At 51.2% G+C, this 16174-nt stretch carries 15 protein-coding genes; 8 read left to right on the forward strand and 7 right to left on the reverse strand.

All coding sequences use genetic code 11. From position 1 onward, the window contains the following. Nucleotides 1–18: 18 nt before the first annotated feature. Nucleotides 19–1107 carry an oxidoreductase gene (locus ACH0VJ_RS15740; RefSeq protein ID WP_001016848.1) on the reverse strand — a complete coding sequence of 363 codons (1089 nt, stop codon included), beginning with the start codon at nt 1105–1107 and terminating at the stop codon, nt 19–21. 126 nt (nt 1108–1233) lie between these two features. Between ACH0VJ_RS15740 and ACH0VJ_RS15745 the strand changes: the two genes are divergently transcribed. Then, nucleotides 1234–2394 (forward strand): pyridoxal phosphate-dependent aminotransferase, encoded by a 1161-nt coding sequence (locus tag ACH0VJ_RS15745; RefSeq protein WP_001245597.1) that lies wholly within the window; start codon nt 1234–1236, stop codon nt 2392–2394. Here ACH0VJ_RS15745 and ACH0VJ_RS15750 read toward each other — a convergent pair whose 3' ends face one another. From ACH0VJ_RS15750 to dsbG, 4 genes are all read right to left on the reverse strand, one after another. Further along, entirely contained in the window at nt 2395–3012 is a 618-nt protein-coding gene (locus tag ACH0VJ_RS15750) for a ParB/RepB/Spo0J family partition protein (RefSeq protein WP_001164756.1), read from the reverse strand. Beyond that, nucleotides 2985–4220, reverse strand: a complete 1236-nt coding sequence (locus ACH0VJ_RS15755; protein WP_000118144.1) for a phosphoadenosine phosphosulfate reductase — start codon at nt 4218–4220, stop codon at nt 2985–2987. Before ACH0VJ_RS15755 ends, ACH0VJ_RS15750 begins: the two co-directional genes overlap by 28 nt. 165 nt (nt 4221–4385) lie before the next feature. Then, a complete protein-coding gene (locus tag ACH0VJ_RS15760; RefSeq protein ID WP_000002497.1) occupies nt 4386–5288 on the reverse strand; it encodes a LysR family transcriptional regulator in 903 nt (300 codons plus the stop codon). Between the two features lie 316 nt (nt 5289–5604). Then, on the reverse strand, nt 5605–6351 hold the full coding sequence (dsbG, locus tag ACH0VJ_RS15765) for a thiol:disulfide interchange protein DsbG (protein WP_000597131.1): 747 nt from the start codon (nt 6349–6351) through the stop codon (nt 5605–5607). A 440-nt stretch (nt 6352–6791) separates the two neighbouring features. On the opposite strand from dsbG, the gene ahpC reads away from it, so the two are divergent. From ahpC to ACH0VJ_RS15795, 6 genes are all read left to right on the forward strand, one after another. Beyond that, nucleotides 6792–7355 (forward strand): alkyl hydroperoxide reductase subunit C, encoded by a 564-nt coding sequence (gene ahpC, locus ACH0VJ_RS15770; protein WP_000052802.1) that lies wholly within the window; start codon nt 6792–6794, stop codon nt 7353–7355. A 241-nt stretch (nt 7356–7596) separates the two neighbouring features. Further along, entirely contained in the window at nt 7597–9162 is a 1566-nt protein-coding gene (gene ahpF / locus ACH0VJ_RS15775; protein WP_000887643.1) for an alkyl hydroperoxide reductase subunit F, read from the forward strand. Nucleotides 9163–9493: 331 nt separating this feature from the next. Further along, nucleotides 9494–10054, forward strand: coding sequence for a molecular chaperone (locus tag ACH0VJ_RS15780; RefSeq protein WP_000377433.1), 561 nt, complete (start codon nt 9494–9496; stop codon nt 10052–10054). Then, nucleotides 10047–12326 carry a molybdopterin-dependent oxidoreductase gene (locus ACH0VJ_RS15785; protein WP_000064322.1) on the forward strand — a complete coding sequence of 760 codons (2280 nt, stop codon included), beginning with the start codon at nt 10047–10049 and terminating at the stop codon, nt 12324–12326. The genes ACH0VJ_RS15780 and ACH0VJ_RS15785 overlap by 8 nt, the downstream gene beginning before the upstream one ends. Continuing rightward, nucleotides 12323–12880, forward strand: a complete 558-nt coding sequence (locus ACH0VJ_RS15790) for a 4Fe-4S dicluster domain-containing protein (protein ID WP_021000051.1) — start codon at nt 12323–12325, stop codon at nt 12878–12880. The genes ACH0VJ_RS15785 and ACH0VJ_RS15790 overlap by 4 nt, the downstream gene beginning before the upstream one ends. Then, complete coding sequence (locus ACH0VJ_RS15795; RefSeq protein WP_000417096.1) at nt 12880–13647, forward strand: dimethyl sulfoxide reductase anchor subunit family protein; 768 nt, start codon at nt 12880–12882, stop codon at nt 13645–13647. Before ACH0VJ_RS15790 ends, ACH0VJ_RS15795 begins: the two co-directional genes overlap by 1 nt. 67 nt (nt 13648–13714) lie before the next feature. Here ACH0VJ_RS15795 and uspG read toward each other — a convergent pair whose 3' ends face one another. Then, a complete protein-coding gene (gene uspG, locus ACH0VJ_RS15800; protein WP_000278499.1) occupies nt 13715–14143 on the reverse strand; it encodes a universal stress protein UspG in 429 nt (142 codons plus the stop codon). 222 nt (nt 14144–14365) lie between these two features. Between uspG and ACH0VJ_RS15805 the strand changes: the two genes are divergently transcribed. Then, complete coding sequence (locus ACH0VJ_RS15805) at nt 14366–15604, forward strand: zinc-dependent alcohol dehydrogenase (protein ID WP_000646119.1); 1239 nt, start codon at nt 14366–14368, stop codon at nt 15602–15604. A gap of 82 nt (nt 15605–15686) precedes the next feature. On the opposite strand, the gene rnk is transcribed toward ACH0VJ_RS15805, so the two are convergent. Then, entirely contained in the window at nt 15687–16097 is a 411-nt protein-coding gene (gene rnk / locus ACH0VJ_RS15810) for a nucleoside diphosphate kinase regulator (RefSeq protein WP_000089748.1), read from the reverse strand. Between the last annotated feature and the right edge of the window lie 77 nt (nt 16098–16174).

Genomic DNA, 16174 nt, shown 5'->3' on the forward strand with positions numbered 1-16174 from the left:
AAACGCAATGTCACCAGGCTATATTCTGAAAAATTCAACTTTTTCAAACGCCGCACGCAGGGTGTCTGGCGTTAACGTCACCGGTAAATAGTGGATGGATTCGACCGGGCGCAGGGTATGCGCGATTACCCTATCGATCTCGGCGGTGTTATGAATATCCACGTCCAGTTCGCTAAGCTTGGCCGGCAGATGAAATCGCCGGTACGCTGCAATCAATTGCGCCAGCACGTCATCTTGTCCCAGTAGCGCGCTTTGCACCAGAATGCCATAAGCCACTTTCGTTCCGTGCAGGAATTTTTCCGTTTGCGGCAGGACGGTCAGACCGTTGTGTACCGCATGGGCGGCGGCGACACGGGTATAGCGTTCTCCGAGGCCGCCGACCATACCGCCGCCAGCGATAATCGCATCCACCACGTCGCAAAATGCCTGGGTCAGCCGACGCTGCTGTTTATCCGCTAATGCTTGTTCGCTGCTGGTCAGCAGGAGATCGCGAATAGCGCACGCGCTGTTAATGCCCAGCCTTACGGTCAATGGCAACGTTTCAGGCTGCGGCGCAAGCACAACGGCTTCATACCATTTCGCCAGCGTATCGCCAATGCCAGCTAACAGATAGTCATCGGGCGCCTGCAGAATAATGCGCGGTTCGACCAGCACCAGAAAATTGGCATCATCAAAAATTTCGAACTGTAACGCCTGTCCCGCGTCGTTATACCAGACGGAAAGCGGTGTCCAGGCGGCGCAGGTTGCCGCGATTGTCGGGATAGCGACAAACGGCAGCGCCAGACGGCGGGCGAGCGCTTTGGCGGTATCGAGCAGCGCGCCGCCGCCGACGCCTATCACCACCTGACGATCGTCGTTGCAGGCGTGCGCCAGTTGGGCAACATGGCGTTCGCTACAATGGCCGGTAAACGGCAGATGCTTTGCGCCAGCACGTTCAAACGCTTCCGGCAGGTAAGGCCGGGCGGCGGCAATCGCGCGTTCGCCGTACACCCAAACGGCGTGGGAAAGCTGTTCCGGCGTGAAAAAGTCGGTCAGTCTTTCGAGGCTTCCTGCATGGGAAAAATAATTCGCCGGGCCGGTAACGACGCGGATCTCAGTGTGGTTCATGTTGTGTTGTCCTTAGGGTCTTCTCACCGTTGTTATTATATTTAGACATCTAAACGTCTTGATTGCCAAATACTAACACCCTGTGATAGTGTGTCAACAACCACATCACTGGCGGGTATGAAGATAATGAGAAATAACCCACTGATTCCAAAAAGCAAATTGCCAAATCTTGGTACCACGATTTTTACGCAAATGAGCGCGCTGGCGCAGAAACATCAGGCAATAAATTTATCGCAAGGCTTCCCTGATTTTGATGGTCCTCGTTATTTGCACGAGCGGTTGGCTTATCATGTCGCGCAGGGCGCGAATCAATATGCGCCGATGACGGGGGCGCAGGCGCTGCGGGAGGCCATTGCCGATAAAACGGCGGAAATATATGGTTATCGACCCGATGACGTCAGTGATATCACCGTCACAGCGGGCGCGACAGAAGCGCTGTATGCGGCGATTACCGCGCTGGTGCGGGCAGGGGATGAGGTTATCTGTTTCGATCCCAGTTACGACAGCTATGCCCCAGCCGTGGCGCTCTCCGGCGGCGTGTTAAAACGCATAGCGCTTACGCCGCCGCATTTTCGCGTCGACTGGCAGGCGTTTTCGGCGTTGCTTAGCGAGCGCACGCGACTGGTGATCCTCAATACGCCGCATAATCCCACCGCTACCGTCTGGCGTCAGGCGGATATCGAGGCGCTGTGGCAGGCTATCGGCGAGCGGGAAATTTATGTGTTAAGCGATGAAGTGTACGAACATATTTGTTTTGCCGTCGAAGGTCATGCCAGCGTATTGGCGCACCCTCAGTTACGAGAGCGGGCGGTTGCCGTTTCATCGTTTGGTAAAACCTTTCATATGACAGGATGGAAGATTGGTTACTGCGTTGCGCCTGCGGCCATTAGCGCCGAAATACGCAAAGTTCATCAGTACCTGACGTTTTGCGTCAATACGCCGGCGCAACTGGCGCTGGCGGATATGCTGCGCGCCGCGCCGGAACACTATCGCGCGTTACCCGATTTTTACCGGAAAAAACGCGATGTGCTGGTTAACGCGCTGGCGCAAAGCCGATTAAAAGTGCTGCCCTGTGAAGGTACCTATTTTCTGTTAATCGATTACAGCGCAGTGTCGACGCTAAATGACGTTGAGTTTTGTCAGTGGCTAACCGAAGAAGTCGGTGTCGCCGCTATTCCGCTCTCTGTCTTTTGCGCCGCCCCTTTCCCGCATCAGCTTATACGTTTATGTTTCGCTAAACAGGAATCAACGCTGCTGGCCGCCGCAGAGCGCCTGTGTAAACTGTAGTTATTTAACCGTCCACGCTCTGGAGAATCGACGGTCTGCAAAAAGCTCCTGCAGGCCGTTGATCTGTTTCAGGCGCAGGACTTCATCGGCGTCCATACCTAACTCCTGGCCGATTTTGCTCTCGTCCCAGCCTAGCAGAGAAAGTTCGCGCACGATTTCTGACATGGCGTGGATCTGGTGGCGCCCGCGCGCGCGGTTATGCCGAATGGTTGCCGCCATGCGTTCGTGACGTTCTCTGTCCAGACACGTTATCGGCAGGTAGCCTTTCAGACGCCTTTTCAGGGCCGCTTTTCCTTTGCCCAGCTCATGACGGTGAAAACCGTCCACAATCTCGTACTCCTCCGTATTGGCCTTTACCACCACGATCGGCTGAGTAAACCCATCTTGTTCAATCGATTTAAGCAGCAGTTTTTTCTCCGGCGGCGCAACGTTATTCGGGTTGTAGTCATTAGGTGAAATATGATCGTTTTTCACCCACAGGACACAATCGACAGGCTCATCGCGAAAAGGACTAACGCTATGTATCGCCATTCTAAATTCATTAATGGCGGCGATCCTCTCCTCTTCAGGCAGTTCAGAGAGAAAGTGAGTTATTTCGGTTGTGAGTCGGTGTTGCATAAGATCCCCCATTCCTGGCGTTTAGCTTTCATACGTTCGTTATAACGCTGGTAATTCTTAGGTTTTGTCGGACTGAATGACAGCGCCCGGCACCAGTAATCATTGTTCAGTAATACTTTGCAGATCCGTCGCCACGACGGAATATCGCGCGATCCGATATCGCCATGCTGCGTTTGTGGAATGGTGTGCATGCCTTTTTTCTTATACCACTGCAAATAAACGGCGATTTTATTACGGTAATGTTCGGCAGTGACTTCAGGCATACTGTGTAGCAGGAGCAGCGCGTACTCTTCCCAGTTAAGGTGATCGGGTTTTAAAATTTTCCGGTGGCCGTAAAAATGGCTGTCTTGTCCGGCGTATATTCCTCCGCTGAGTGCGCCGCTGACTCTGGCGCACATGGCCGCCCAGCGCTCAGGTTCGATAACATGATACAGCCATAACCCCTGTCGTTGTTCCGGGCCGAACGGTTCGCAAATACGCATGTAACGGGGCGGTACTCCAGCCTGATACATCAAATTATACAAAGGGTTACATGGTTTACCTGTTTTGGCGAACCAGGTCCAGATATCTGCGGTTTTCCAGTCATAGATGGGATAGATATACCAGGTGTGCCCCTTAGGGGCTAACGTGGTCCAGGGCTTATCGTCGGCAAAGCGCAGCTTATGCGAGTTAGCGATAGCGGCAAATCGGTTATAGGATTCGTCGGAACGAATACCGACCAGCATAGCGGCAGGACGTTTTTCTGAAAACCAGTCGGCAAAATCGCGAACGAACTGTTCAAAGGTCATGCCGTGTTGATAAAAGGAAAAAAAGGCCGGATCGGTAATCGCATCTTCTGGCGGTTGTCGTACCCAGTCGGTACCCGGCTGCCAACACTGCCACTCCGGCTGGTATTGTGAAAGGGAATTTTGTGTGGTTAAGGGTAATGCGACCCAATAAAAACGCTCAATAACGTCCGCGTAGTATTCACGTAACGATTCAATATAGGTGATGGTACAGGAGAATTGCGCTTCCCAGTCAATGAAGAGAACATGGATCTTTTTATTCATTTTGCGCGCCAACGTTGCCGTCAGGTGCAACATAAGTCCTGAATCTTTACCACCAGAAAATGAGACGCAGACCCGGGGTAAGGTTTCCAGGGTCCACATTATACGCTCTTGAGCCGCTTCCAGAACATTTTGCTCGAGCGGAACTTTATAAACCGACATCTCTGGATAGTCTCCGATGTGTTAACTACAGTATATTCGAAATAATTAACATAAAGGATAAGCAGATTAGATGAACTTGCAATGCTTTATTATATTTGTAAAATAAATATATTCCATAAACATATATATTAAATTTATATTAATATCCGTTATCTGACCTTCTTATTAATGTTTTTTTGTGATGTGCTCAATGAGCTCAGCAAATCCGCTATTATTCAGCGAAGCCCTATTATACATAAGATAGAATTGTATGGGAGCAATGGTAAAAGGTATGGTGACTTTTTTAAGTTTGATAGAGGAAGAGTAATAGTCAAAAAATGTTTGTGGTAAAAAACCAATAAGCTCCGTGGAGCTGATAGAGTTGGCGATGGTCATCAGCGATTTGCTTCTGAAACCAATTATTCTTTCCCCCAGCACATCATCCATAAGTGAATGATATTCTTTCATACCGGTTGCCCGGGAGACGAGTTGCGTAAATGACTCTTGTAGAATTTCGTCGATAGTGGCGGTGTCGCCTAGTCGGGGATGGTTTTCACTGCAAACCAGGATGCATTCTAGCCTATTAAAGTGAGTACAAACAATAGAACGATTATTCAGTGGGGCCATTGAAACCACAATATCTGCTTTGCGGTAGGCAAGCAGATCTTCAGGCAGTTCGTCAGTGGTCAAAATGTCGTGATGTTCAATTTCAACCTGTGGATCTTTGCGGATATATTTAACTAATTTCATCACATATTGGGTGATCAACAGCTGTGGGCTGTAGATAATAAATTTTTTCTTCAGGCTGGACTGATTCATTATATTAATAGTTTGTTCCAGGCTGTTAAGATTATTTTCTAAATGATAATGTAAATTAATGCCTGTTACGGTAGGCGTAATTCCTTTGCCTGAACGAATAAATAGAGGATCGTTGAATTGCGTGCGCAGGCGTTGCAATGACTGGCTTACGGCAGAAGGTGTAATATAGAGTGTTTCTGCTGCTTTGCTAATGCTTAAATGTTGATAGATACATTCAAATATAACCAACAAGTTAAGATCAAATTTTTTAAGGTCGTAAAGGTTAGCCATAGTATCTTCCCGGCATAATCATGGTATCTTTCATGATTATGACTTAATCTCAATAATTTACCAGAGTTATGTTTATTAAACTTAATGTAGAGTTTATTTAAACTAAAATACCACAGTTATGAATATTTTAGCGAGTAAATAATCACAGTAAAGGCGGACATAACGTACACTTTTATAATCACGCCGTTAGTCTAAAAAGGCTGTGCCGGATGACATGCTGGTCTGGCGTCGCGTTAATGCCGGGAGGAGGTTGGCCCGACAAACGCAGCGCTATCGGGCGGGGTACGGTTAAGCTTCTGCCTTGCTAATTTCTGCGTTAAGGCTGCCCCATCATGGCGTCCAGTTGCGCTTTTTCCGGTAAACCCACAACCTGTTGCAAAATCTTATCTTTATTCATGTAATAAATTGCTGGCGTCGCGTTAGCGCCAAGATCGTCCATTAACTGCTGATTCTGATTAATGACTTTCATCTGCGCCGGGGGGATGGACGCCGGAACCTCCAGCTTCATCTTTCCTGCGGAGGCTTCATAGTCATACCAGGTTTTCGCCGGGTCTTTCGCGGCTAAAATCGCTGCGGCTGTGGCCGGGCTTTCCGGTTTAATCACCCCGACCAGTAACGTACGTAATTGTACCTTGCCGGATTCGACCCACGGGCGAGCTTGCTGCCAAAACTGCTTACAATAGGGGCAGAAAGGGTCGGCGAAGACATACAGCACCACCGGCGCGTCTTTTTTACCGTCGAGTATCCATGACGCTTTTTCCATTTTCTGCCACATTTCTCGTCCGGCCGGCGCATAGATCTCTTTTTCTATCAGGGCGTTGCTAAGATTTTCACCTTTTTCATTATACATATAGCCGGAAATCGCGTGTTTGCCGTCCGGCGTCAGGTAAATCGTGACGCCCATATCCTGATACTTTCCGAGATAGCCCTTCATGCCCCCCGGCGCCTCGAAGGATTTCAGGATAGTTATGCCCTGTTTTTCAATGGCTTTAACTGGCGCAGGCAGTTCTTCCGCGTGGGAGAGAATGGGCAGCATAGCAAGCAGCAATGTACGTTTAATCATATTTTTTCCTTTTAAGATCAAAGCGAAAAGAGTATTAATGATGATGCCTATCACAGACATAGGTAAGAGCTGGCGTGCCGGGATTGCCCTTTCTATGCTGGGGTGATGTAATCCTTTTCGCTGTTACAGCCTTTGTTAAGGTAATGTAGAGCGCAACACTTAGCCAGCATATACGCTATGGATTTCGAGTTGCAGACAATACGTCTGTAATTTGCAAGACGAGTCGTACTGGCTCTGAAGTTACCTACGGGTAGTTCAGGTAATGGGGCCGCCTGTCAGGCGGCCTTTTTACTTTAGATGGCTGACAGGGCGCAGTGTTCACAATGTCGCCCGAATCGGGTTGTTAGTTAACGCTTATTGATTTGATAATGGAAACGCATTAGCCGAATCAGCAAAATTTCGTTAACTTACTCCTCAACGAAAACACGGAGGAAGTATAGATGTCCTTAATTAACACCAAAATCAAACCTTTCAAAAACCAGGCGTTCAAAAACGGTGAATTCATTGAAGTCACCGAGAAAGATACCGAAGGCCGCTGGAGCGTCTTCTTCTTCTACCCGGCCGATTTTACCTTTGTTTGCCCGACTGAACTGGGTGACGTTGCCGACCATTACGAAGAACTGCAGAAGCTGGGCGTAGACGTTTATTCCGTCTCAACCGATACTCACTTCACGCACAAAGCATGGCACAGCAGCTCTGAAACTATCGCAAAAATCAAATATGCGATGATCGGCGACCCGACTGGCGCCCTGACCCGTAACTTCGACAACATGCGTGAAGATGAAGGTCTGGCAGACCGTGCGACCTTTGTTGTTGACCCGCAGGGTATCATCCAGGCGATCGAAGTTACCGCTGAAGGTATCGGCCGTGACGCGTCTGACCTGCTGCGTAAAATTAAAGCAGCACAGTACGTTGCCGCTCACCCAGGCGAAGTATGCCCGGCGAAATGGAAAGAAGGCGAAGCGACTCTGGCTCCATCTTTAGACCTGGTCGGTAAAATCTAAATTTCCGTCGTCTTTCACGCCATAGCTGCGTTGGCGTCGCCTGCTCACCCCGGTCACTTACTTCAGTAAGCTCCCGGGGATTCTCAGGCTAGCCGCCTTACTCTGACGTGAAATACTTTGGAAATTGTTTCAGTCATGGGCGCACCCGCGCCCATTTCATTTCAGCACCATGACGCAAGTTGCATTAATGCAGTCCCGCGAAGTCGGCTTGCATGATGATGTTTTCAGAGAGGGAAGAAGAATGCTCGACACAAATATGAAAACCCAGCTCAGGGCTTACCTTGAGAAACTGACCAAACCTGTTGAGCTGATTGCCACGCTGGATGACAGCGCTAAATCGGCGGAAATCAAGGAACTGCTGGCTGAAATCGCCGAGCTGTCCGACAAAGTCACGTTTAAAGAAGACAATACTCTGCCGGTGCGTAAGCCGTCTTTCCTGATTACGAATCCAGGTTCTCAGCAGGGGCCGCGCTTTGCCGGTTCTCCGCTGGGCCACGAATTTACCTCGCTGGTTTTGGCGCTGCTGTGGACCGGCGGTCATCCGTCAAAAGAAGCGCAGTCGCTGCTGGAGCAGATTCGCGATATTGACGGCGATTTTGAATTCGAAACTTATTATTCACTCTCCTGTCATAACTGCCCGGACGTAGTGCAGGCGCTGAACCTGATGGCGGTGCTGAACCCGCGTATTAAACATACGGCAATTGATGGCGGCACCTTCCAGAACGAAATCACCGAACGTAACGTGATGGGCGTTCCGGCGGTATTTGTTAACGGTAAAGAGTTCGGCCAGGGACGTATGACTCTGACCGAGATTGTCGCTAAAGTGGATACTGGCGCAGAAAAACGCGCGGCGGAAGCGCTGAACAAACGCGATGCGTATGACGTACTGATTGTCGGCTCCGGCCCGGCGGGCGCGGCGGCAGCGGTCTACTCGGCGCGCAAAGGCATCCGTACCGGTCTGATGGGCGAGCGCTTCGGCGGTCAGGTGCTGGATACCGTGGATATCGAAAACTATATCTCGGTGCCGAAAACCGAAGGCCAGAAACTGGCGGGCGCGCTGAAAGCGCATGTCAGCGATTACGACGTTGACGTTATCGACAGCCAGAGCGCAAGTAAACTGGTTCCGGCCGCAACAGAAGGCGGCTTGCATCAGATTGAAACGGCGTCCGGCGCAGTATTGAAAGCGCGTAGTATCATCATCGCCACCGGCGCGAAATGGCGCAATATGAATGTGCCGGGCGAGGATCAGTATCGCACCAAAGGCGTCACCTATTGTCCGCACTGCGACGGTCCGTTATTTAAAGGGAAGCGTGTGGCGGTCATCGGCGGCGGCAACTCCGGCGTTGAAGCGGCTATCGATCTGGCAGGTATTGTAGAACATGTTACGTTGCTGGAGTTCGCGCCGGAGATGAAGGCGGATCAGGTGCTACAGGACAAAGTGCGTAGTCTGAAAAATGTCGATATCATTTTGAATGCGCAAACGACAGAAGTGAAGGGCGACGGTTCGAAAGTGGTGGGACTGGAGTATCGTGACCGTGTCAGCGGCGATATTCATAGCGTCGCGCTGGCAGGGATTTTTGTGCAGATTGGTCTGTTGCCGAATACCCACTGGCTGGAAGGCGCGCTTGAGCGTAACCGCATGGGCGAGATCATTATTGACGCCAAATGTGAAACCAGCGTTAAGGGCATCTTCGCCGCAGGCGATTGCACCACCGTTCCTTACAAACAGATTATCATCGCCACAGGCGAAGGGGCGAAAGCCTCGTTGAGCGCCTTTGATTATCTGATTCGCACCAAAATCGCATAAAAAGAAGTAAGCACACCTGCAAGGCCAGTTAACTGGCCATCGTAAATGGCCCGATAGTGTAAGCTATTCGGGCCTGCGGTGTTTATGCCTGGGGAACGCCACCGGGTAAAACACCTTCTTCATTATCAATACTCTGAAACCGTCTGTTAATAACAGACGGTTTTTTATTTCAACGGTCTTCTGTTTTTAAACTTTGAAACAATAAAAAAGCCTTCTACGGATTTAACTGGAATTTTTCTGTTTTTTATCAAAGAAAGATTAAGCGCTTCCGCTAACATGCCCATTCTTTTTTCTTGATTTATATTGCATTTGTATGTGAGGTTATTTATTCATGGATTCAATCTATGAATCACTGACGGAATTAGAAAAAACAGGGCTTACATTGCGTGATTTTTTTAATTCTCATGATAGTCATTCACTGAAATCTGCCTACGTGAGATTAAATCCCTCTGCTGCGGTAAACCTTACCGACCGGGCGTGGCTGGAAGCGGAGTATGACTTTAATGCGCTATTCGTCGGTCCTGGCAAGCTGCTGGCTGCGCCTTTCGCTTCAGTGTATCTGGAAGAGGATGCGCTGGTGATGGGAAAGGCGACGCTGGAGATACGGGAGTTTATGGCAGCGTTGGGATTATCGGTTAATCAGGAGAGCAATATCCCTGACGATCATATTTCCTGCGTGCTGGAATTGACCACACTATTACTGGCTAATACCCGGCAAACGTCACCATACCGCTCTACTCTCACTCAATATATCAATAACTATTTAACAAAGTGGGTGCCATTATATATCGAAAAAATAAAAACTCATGCACAAACGACCACGTTATATACGGTGGCGGACATCTTATTTTATTGGCTTGATGAATTAAAACGAGAGTATCAATATGAGTAATGAGACGGGACATCTGAACAGACGTTCTTTTTTAAAGGGGATAGTGGCACTGGGCGCCGTTGCGGCTTTACCCGGAGGATTACTGACCTCCCGATGCGCGCTTGCGCAGCCGCCTGTTCCCTTTAACCCTAAAACGTACAAAATTTATCGTAACGCGTGTCCGCGTAACTGCTATGACACCTGTAGCCTTAAGACGTGGGTAAAGGACGGGGTCATTACTTTCGTGGAAGGCGCGCCGGAATCAACATTTACTCACGGTACCCCTTGCGTCAAAGGGTTAAGCTATCCGCGCCGGGTTTATAGCCCCGATCGTATTAAATATCCCATGGCGCAGGACGTTCGCGGTAGCGGCAACTGGCGTCGCATCTCATGGGAAGAGGCGATGCAGCGCATTGCCGCCAAAATGCTGGAGATTAAGAAAAAAGACGGTTCTATGCTCGGTCTGGCGCTGACCAAATATTCCGGTAAGTTTGGCGTGCTGAACTATGCCGTTGAAGGGATGATGTCCTCGCTTGGCTACACCACCCGTTTTGCCGGTACGCCGTGCTGGCCTGCCGGTATCGACGCGCAAAACTACGACATGGGCGACATGTGGTGTAACGACCCGGAAGATATGGTGAAAGCGAAATACATCATTATCTGGGGCGCCAACCCGGCCTGGTGCTCAATGCACAGCATGAAGTACATCTATCAGGCGCGCGAGAAAGGGGCGAAGGTCGTGGTTATCGACCCGCTGCTGTCGCAGACTGCTGCCAAAGCCGATCTCTACCTGCGCGTACGGCCTGGCTCAGACGGTGCGCTGGCGCTGGGAATGGCGCGTCATCTGGTGGATAAAGGCCTGGTGGATCAGGATTTTGTTAACAACGATGCTCACGGCTATCCGGAATTTGAAGCCTATCTGCGTAGCCATGTAACCGTGGAGTGGGCGGCAGAAATCTGCGGCCTGTCTGCGGATGTCATTCGCCAGCTGGCGGAAGAGTTTACGGCGGTTAAGCCGGCCACGGTCTGGATTGGTTACGGGATGCAGCGTCATGTCAACGGCGGCGCCAACGTTCGCGCTATCGATGCCTTTGTCGCTATGTCCGGCAACATCGGTGTCGAAGGCGGCGGCGCGCGTTATGGCCATCTGCATACCTGGGGCTTTAACTATAACGCCATGCTGCAGAAGCCGCCGGTGGGCGCTATTGGCATACCGGGAGCGGCGGGCACCACCAGTGAATTCGGGGCTGCCGCTGGCAGCGACGCCGTGCAGTACTCCGATCGCTCTCTGAATATCAACCAGACGGCGCAGGGGATTCTGGAGGCCAACGATCCGCCGGTTCGTATGCTGTGGGTCGCCTGTAAAAACCCGTTTGCCCAGGATTTCGATCGCAGCAAGATGAAAAAAGCGTTTGAAAAACTGGAAATGGTGGTCTGCGCCGATCAGTTCTTCAACGAAACGGTGCAACACGCTGATATCGTGCTGCCCGTTACCACCGCGTTTGAAGAGTGGAACGTGGATGCTTCTTACTGGCACTACTGGCTTTCCATTAATCAGCCGGCGATTAAGCCGATGTATGAAGCAAAATGCGACCTTGAAATCGCTACCATGCTGTCGCGCACCATTAATAAGATGGCGCCGGGTTCCTGTACCTTCCCGCAAGAGTTCGATCACAAGCGTTGGCTGGATCAGGAGTTCAACGACGGAATGGCGAAAATGTTCGGCATATCTTCCTGGGACGATCTGCTGGACGGGCCGAAAAAAGCGATTCTGCCAAGCTCTGCCGCCTGGTACGACCGCAAATTCAAAACGCCGTCAGGCAAGTATGAATTTAAATCTGAACTGGCGGAGAAAAACGGCCATACCGCGCTGCCGGAATACAAACCGGAAGCCGAGAGCAAACTGCCGTTCCATCTGTTTACGCCGCACGTGCAGTTTGGCCTGCACTCGCAGTTTATCAACCTGGACTGGATGCAGGTGTTCTACCCGGAACCGTTCGTTTATATCCATCCTTCTTCCGCGAAGAAAAAGGGCATCAGTGAGAACGATCTGGTCAAAGTTTTCAATGGCACCGGTGAAGTTGAGCTGCGGGCAAAAGTCACCACCAACGTGCCGGAAGATTTTCTGGTGATGTATGAAGCGTGGTTCCCGAAACGGCAGTACAACGTGCAAAACGTCGTGGCCGATACGCCTGCTGATATGGGGCTGATGAAAACTGGCGCGCCGGGCGCCGCTATCCACAGTCAGTTTGCTGACGTTGTATTGATCGGTAAAGGGGAATCCGTAGCATGAGACGTGCGTTTTTAGTGAATAGCGATAAGTGCATCGGCTGCCGCGGCTGTGCTATGGCGTGTAAAAGCTTTAACCAACTGGAGCCGGATCGCTTCTGGCGCTACGTTTATCCGTTGGATAAAGACATCTATCCACATGAAGAGCGGGCGTTTTACTCGCTGGCCTGTAACCACTGCGAACATCCGGCCTGCGTCGCCGCCTGTCCGGTCGAAGCCTATACCAAACGTGAAGATGGCGTGGTGGTGCATAACCCTGAGCGCTGCATCGGCTGTAAAAACTGTATTCGTAACTGTCCTTATGGCGCGCCGCGTTTTAATGAAGAGACGCGTAAAGCGGAAAAATGCAGTATGTGCTACGAGCGTCTTGATATCGGTATGAATCCGGCGTGCGTAAACGCCTGTCCGGTGGGCGCCTTGTCGATTATCGATTTGGATGCCGATCCTGTGCCCGATACTGCGGTGCAGTATCCGCCAGGGTTCCCGCATATGCCACAGCTTAATCCAGGAACGCGCTTTATTCTGGCGCGCCAGCCTAAGCAGCCGGAGGACAAGTAATGGAAAAATATGAACTGCCGCTGGTGTTTTTTACGGTATTAAGCCAGATGTCTGTCGGGATGGCTTTGGTACTGACATGGCGTACGCTGCGTGGTGAAGTGGAAGGCCAGCGTTTCTATTGGTTGGCCACCGGGCTGGTGCTGGCATTGGCGTCTATTGCCGCGATTCTGCATCTGGCGCATCCCGATCGCGCTTATGATGCGCTGATTAACCTGCGACATGCCTGGTTAAGTCGGGAAATCCTTGGCGCCACGTTGTTTGGCGCAGCGGTCGGCGTAACGTTCCTGGCAAAGGGACATAAAGCGATGGCTCTTATCGCCTCCGTGTTCGGCGTGTTACTGGTGGCGGTGCAGGGGATGACCTACGCCGCGCCAGCGATGGTGGCTATCGCTAATGGGTTTACCATGCTGTTATTTTTTATTACGGTATGGGTCATGGGTTGCGCGGCGATTCCGCTGTTAAAACTCAGGCCTGCCGTTCCTGCGTTACGCCAGGGAATTGTGGTGTGTATCGCGGTACTTATCGCGGCGCCGCTGGTGTGGTTAAGCGGGGGAACGGTAATGCAGATGACGGCGCGTTCATGGTTGGCTTCACCGTTTTATCTGGCAAGCCTGGTCTGCCTTGCGCTCGCTTTTGTCGCCAGCCGTCACGGTGATTCGCGCCCGAAACTCCTGTTCGTCTTGTTATTCGTCGGCGTATTTCTGAGTCGGCTGGTCTTTTTTGGCGACACGGTGAGTACTATTGTGAATATCGGGCATTTGTACTAACGATGATGCAGTAAAAAGCCCTGCCAGGCGTGACCTGGCAGGGCGTGTCAGTTTTTAGCCGCCAGAGTTAACGCACAACCAATACCGGCAGCGTTGCATGGCGCACCACGCTTGAGGCGTTAGACCCCAACAGGTGTGTCGTGATGGACGGATTACGCGAACCGATTACCACGACATCCGCATCCAGTTCTTCGCCCATCTCATTGACGACATCGCGCACGCTACCAAAGCGAACATGCGTTTTAATTCGTGAAGGATCGATACTGAAGTGTCCCACCATCGTTTGCAGACGCGTTTCCGCCTCATGCTGTAAATGTTCTTCAAAGCGACGCACGTCGGCGGCAAAGCGGTGCAGACTCATGCTCGCGGACCCAGGCAGTACATGCAACAGATGAATGACGCCATCCTGTTGCGCCAGAAACTCAGCGTGGCGAATGGCTTTATCGCTAAGTTCCATTTCAAAAACATCAACCGGCATAATGATTGTCTTATACATACCCGTTACTCCCTGTTAATCAATACTGAATTTATTCAAGCATATAATAATGTTTCTTTCTGCTATTTGTCTGGCAATTTTAAATATTGCGGCAACCTGACGTTAAAAAAGTCGTGTATTTTCCAGGAAAAATCCTAAAGCCGCCTGTTTTGCCGGCAGTCTCTCCGGGATAGCTACCCTTTTATAGTCGAACGCAACATTCACCGTTACCCCGGAGGCTGCATGAAAGCATTGACGTATCACGGTCCACATCACGTAAAGGTTGAAAACGTACCCGATCCCGGCATTGAGCAGCCTGACGATATCATTTTGCGTGTTACCGCCACCGCGATTTGCGGATCTGATTTGCATCTCTATCGCGGCAAGATCCCACAGGTAAAACATGGCGATATTTTCGGCCATGAGTTTATGGGCGAGGTGGTGGAAACCGGACATGATGTAAAGAATATTCGGAAAGGGGATCGGGTCGTTATCCCGTTTGTCATTGCCTGTGGTGACTGCTTTTTCTGTCGGCTACAGCAATATTCAGCGTGTGAAAACACTAACGACGGACACGGCGCGGCGATGAATAAAAAACAGATCCCGCCACCGGCGGCGCTGTTTGGGTATAGCCATCTGTATGGCGGCGTTCCCGGCGGACAGGCCGAATATGTTCGCGTGCCAAAAGGTAATGTCGGTCCATTTAAGGTGCCGCCGCTGTTATCTGACGATAAAGCGCTGTTTCTTTCTGATATTTTGCCTACCGCCTGGCAGGCGGCAAAAAATGCTCAGATTCAGCAAGGTTCCAGCGTGGCGGTTTTTGGCGCAGGGCCGGTAGGATTACTGACTATCGCCTGTGCGCGACTGCTGGGCGCGGAGCAGATCTTCGTCGTTGATCACCATGCCTGGCGCCTGCGTTTCGCCGAAGAACGTTACGGCGCGATACCGATCAACTTCGATGATGAGAACGATCCGGCGGAAAAAATCATTGAGCAGACGGCAGGACACCGCGGCGTGGACGCGGTAATTGATGCCGTAGGCTTTGAAGCGAAAGGCAGCATGACGGAGACGGTGCTGACGAACCTTAAACTGGAAGGCAGCAGCGGCAAAGCGCTGCGACAATGTATCGCGGCGGTCAGACGCGGCGGCGTGGTCAGCGTGCCCGGCGTGTATGCCGGTTTTATTCACGGCTTTTTATTTGGCGACGCCTTTGATAAGGGGCTAACTTTTAAAATGGGTCAAACCCATGTTCACGCGTGGCTGGGGGAATTATTACCGCTTATTGAAAAAGGGTTGCTGAAGCCGGAGGAGATTGTCACGCACTATATGCCGTTTGAAGAGGCGGCGCGCGGCTACGAAATTTTCGAAAAACGCGAAGAAGAGTGCCGGAAGGTTATCCTGGTGCCGGGAGCTACGTCGGCACAAGCGGCGCAGAAACAGGCGACGGGAGTAGTCAACCCGATGCCAGGCGGCGTTGTCTGAAGCAGGCAGAAATGAAAGGGCTAACGGAAAGAGGATGCGCAGGCATCCTCTGTGTAAACGCATTAACGCTTATGCAGATGGTTTAACGCAGGAAGTCGCCCGCGGCTTCAGGCTGATATTCGAGTTCCAGCACTTCGAGATGGGTGGAGGCGCCGCCCGGCAGTTCCCAGTGAATGGTGTCGCCGACGCGCAGTCCCAGCAACGCCGCGCCGACGGGCGCCATTACCGAAAGCTGGGTACTGCTGTCCGTCATATTGGCGGGATACACCAGCGTCCGCACGCGTGTTTCACCATCGCTCAAATTGCGGAATTTAACGCGGCTGTTCATGGTGACGACATCGTTCGGCATCTCTTGTGGCGAACACATTTGCGCGCGATCCAGTTCGGCGTTGAGCGCGTCGGCAATCGGCAGATCCGCATACGCAGGCTGTTCCAGAAGACGATCAATACGTTCGGCGTCAAGGTCGTTAATGATAATAGTGGGTCTGGACATTTCTTACTCCATGTCATCGATACTGCGAGTAGTGCAGGTAAATGGTCCCAAAAGAAAACCCTCACCGTCTGGCGGCG

Origin of the sequence: Salmonella sp. 2020_1459, assembly GCF_043847915.1 — a bacterium.
In the GTDB taxonomy this organism is placed as follows: Bacteria; Pseudomonadota; Gammaproteobacteria; order Enterobacterales; family Enterobacteriaceae; genus Salmonella; species Salmonella enterica.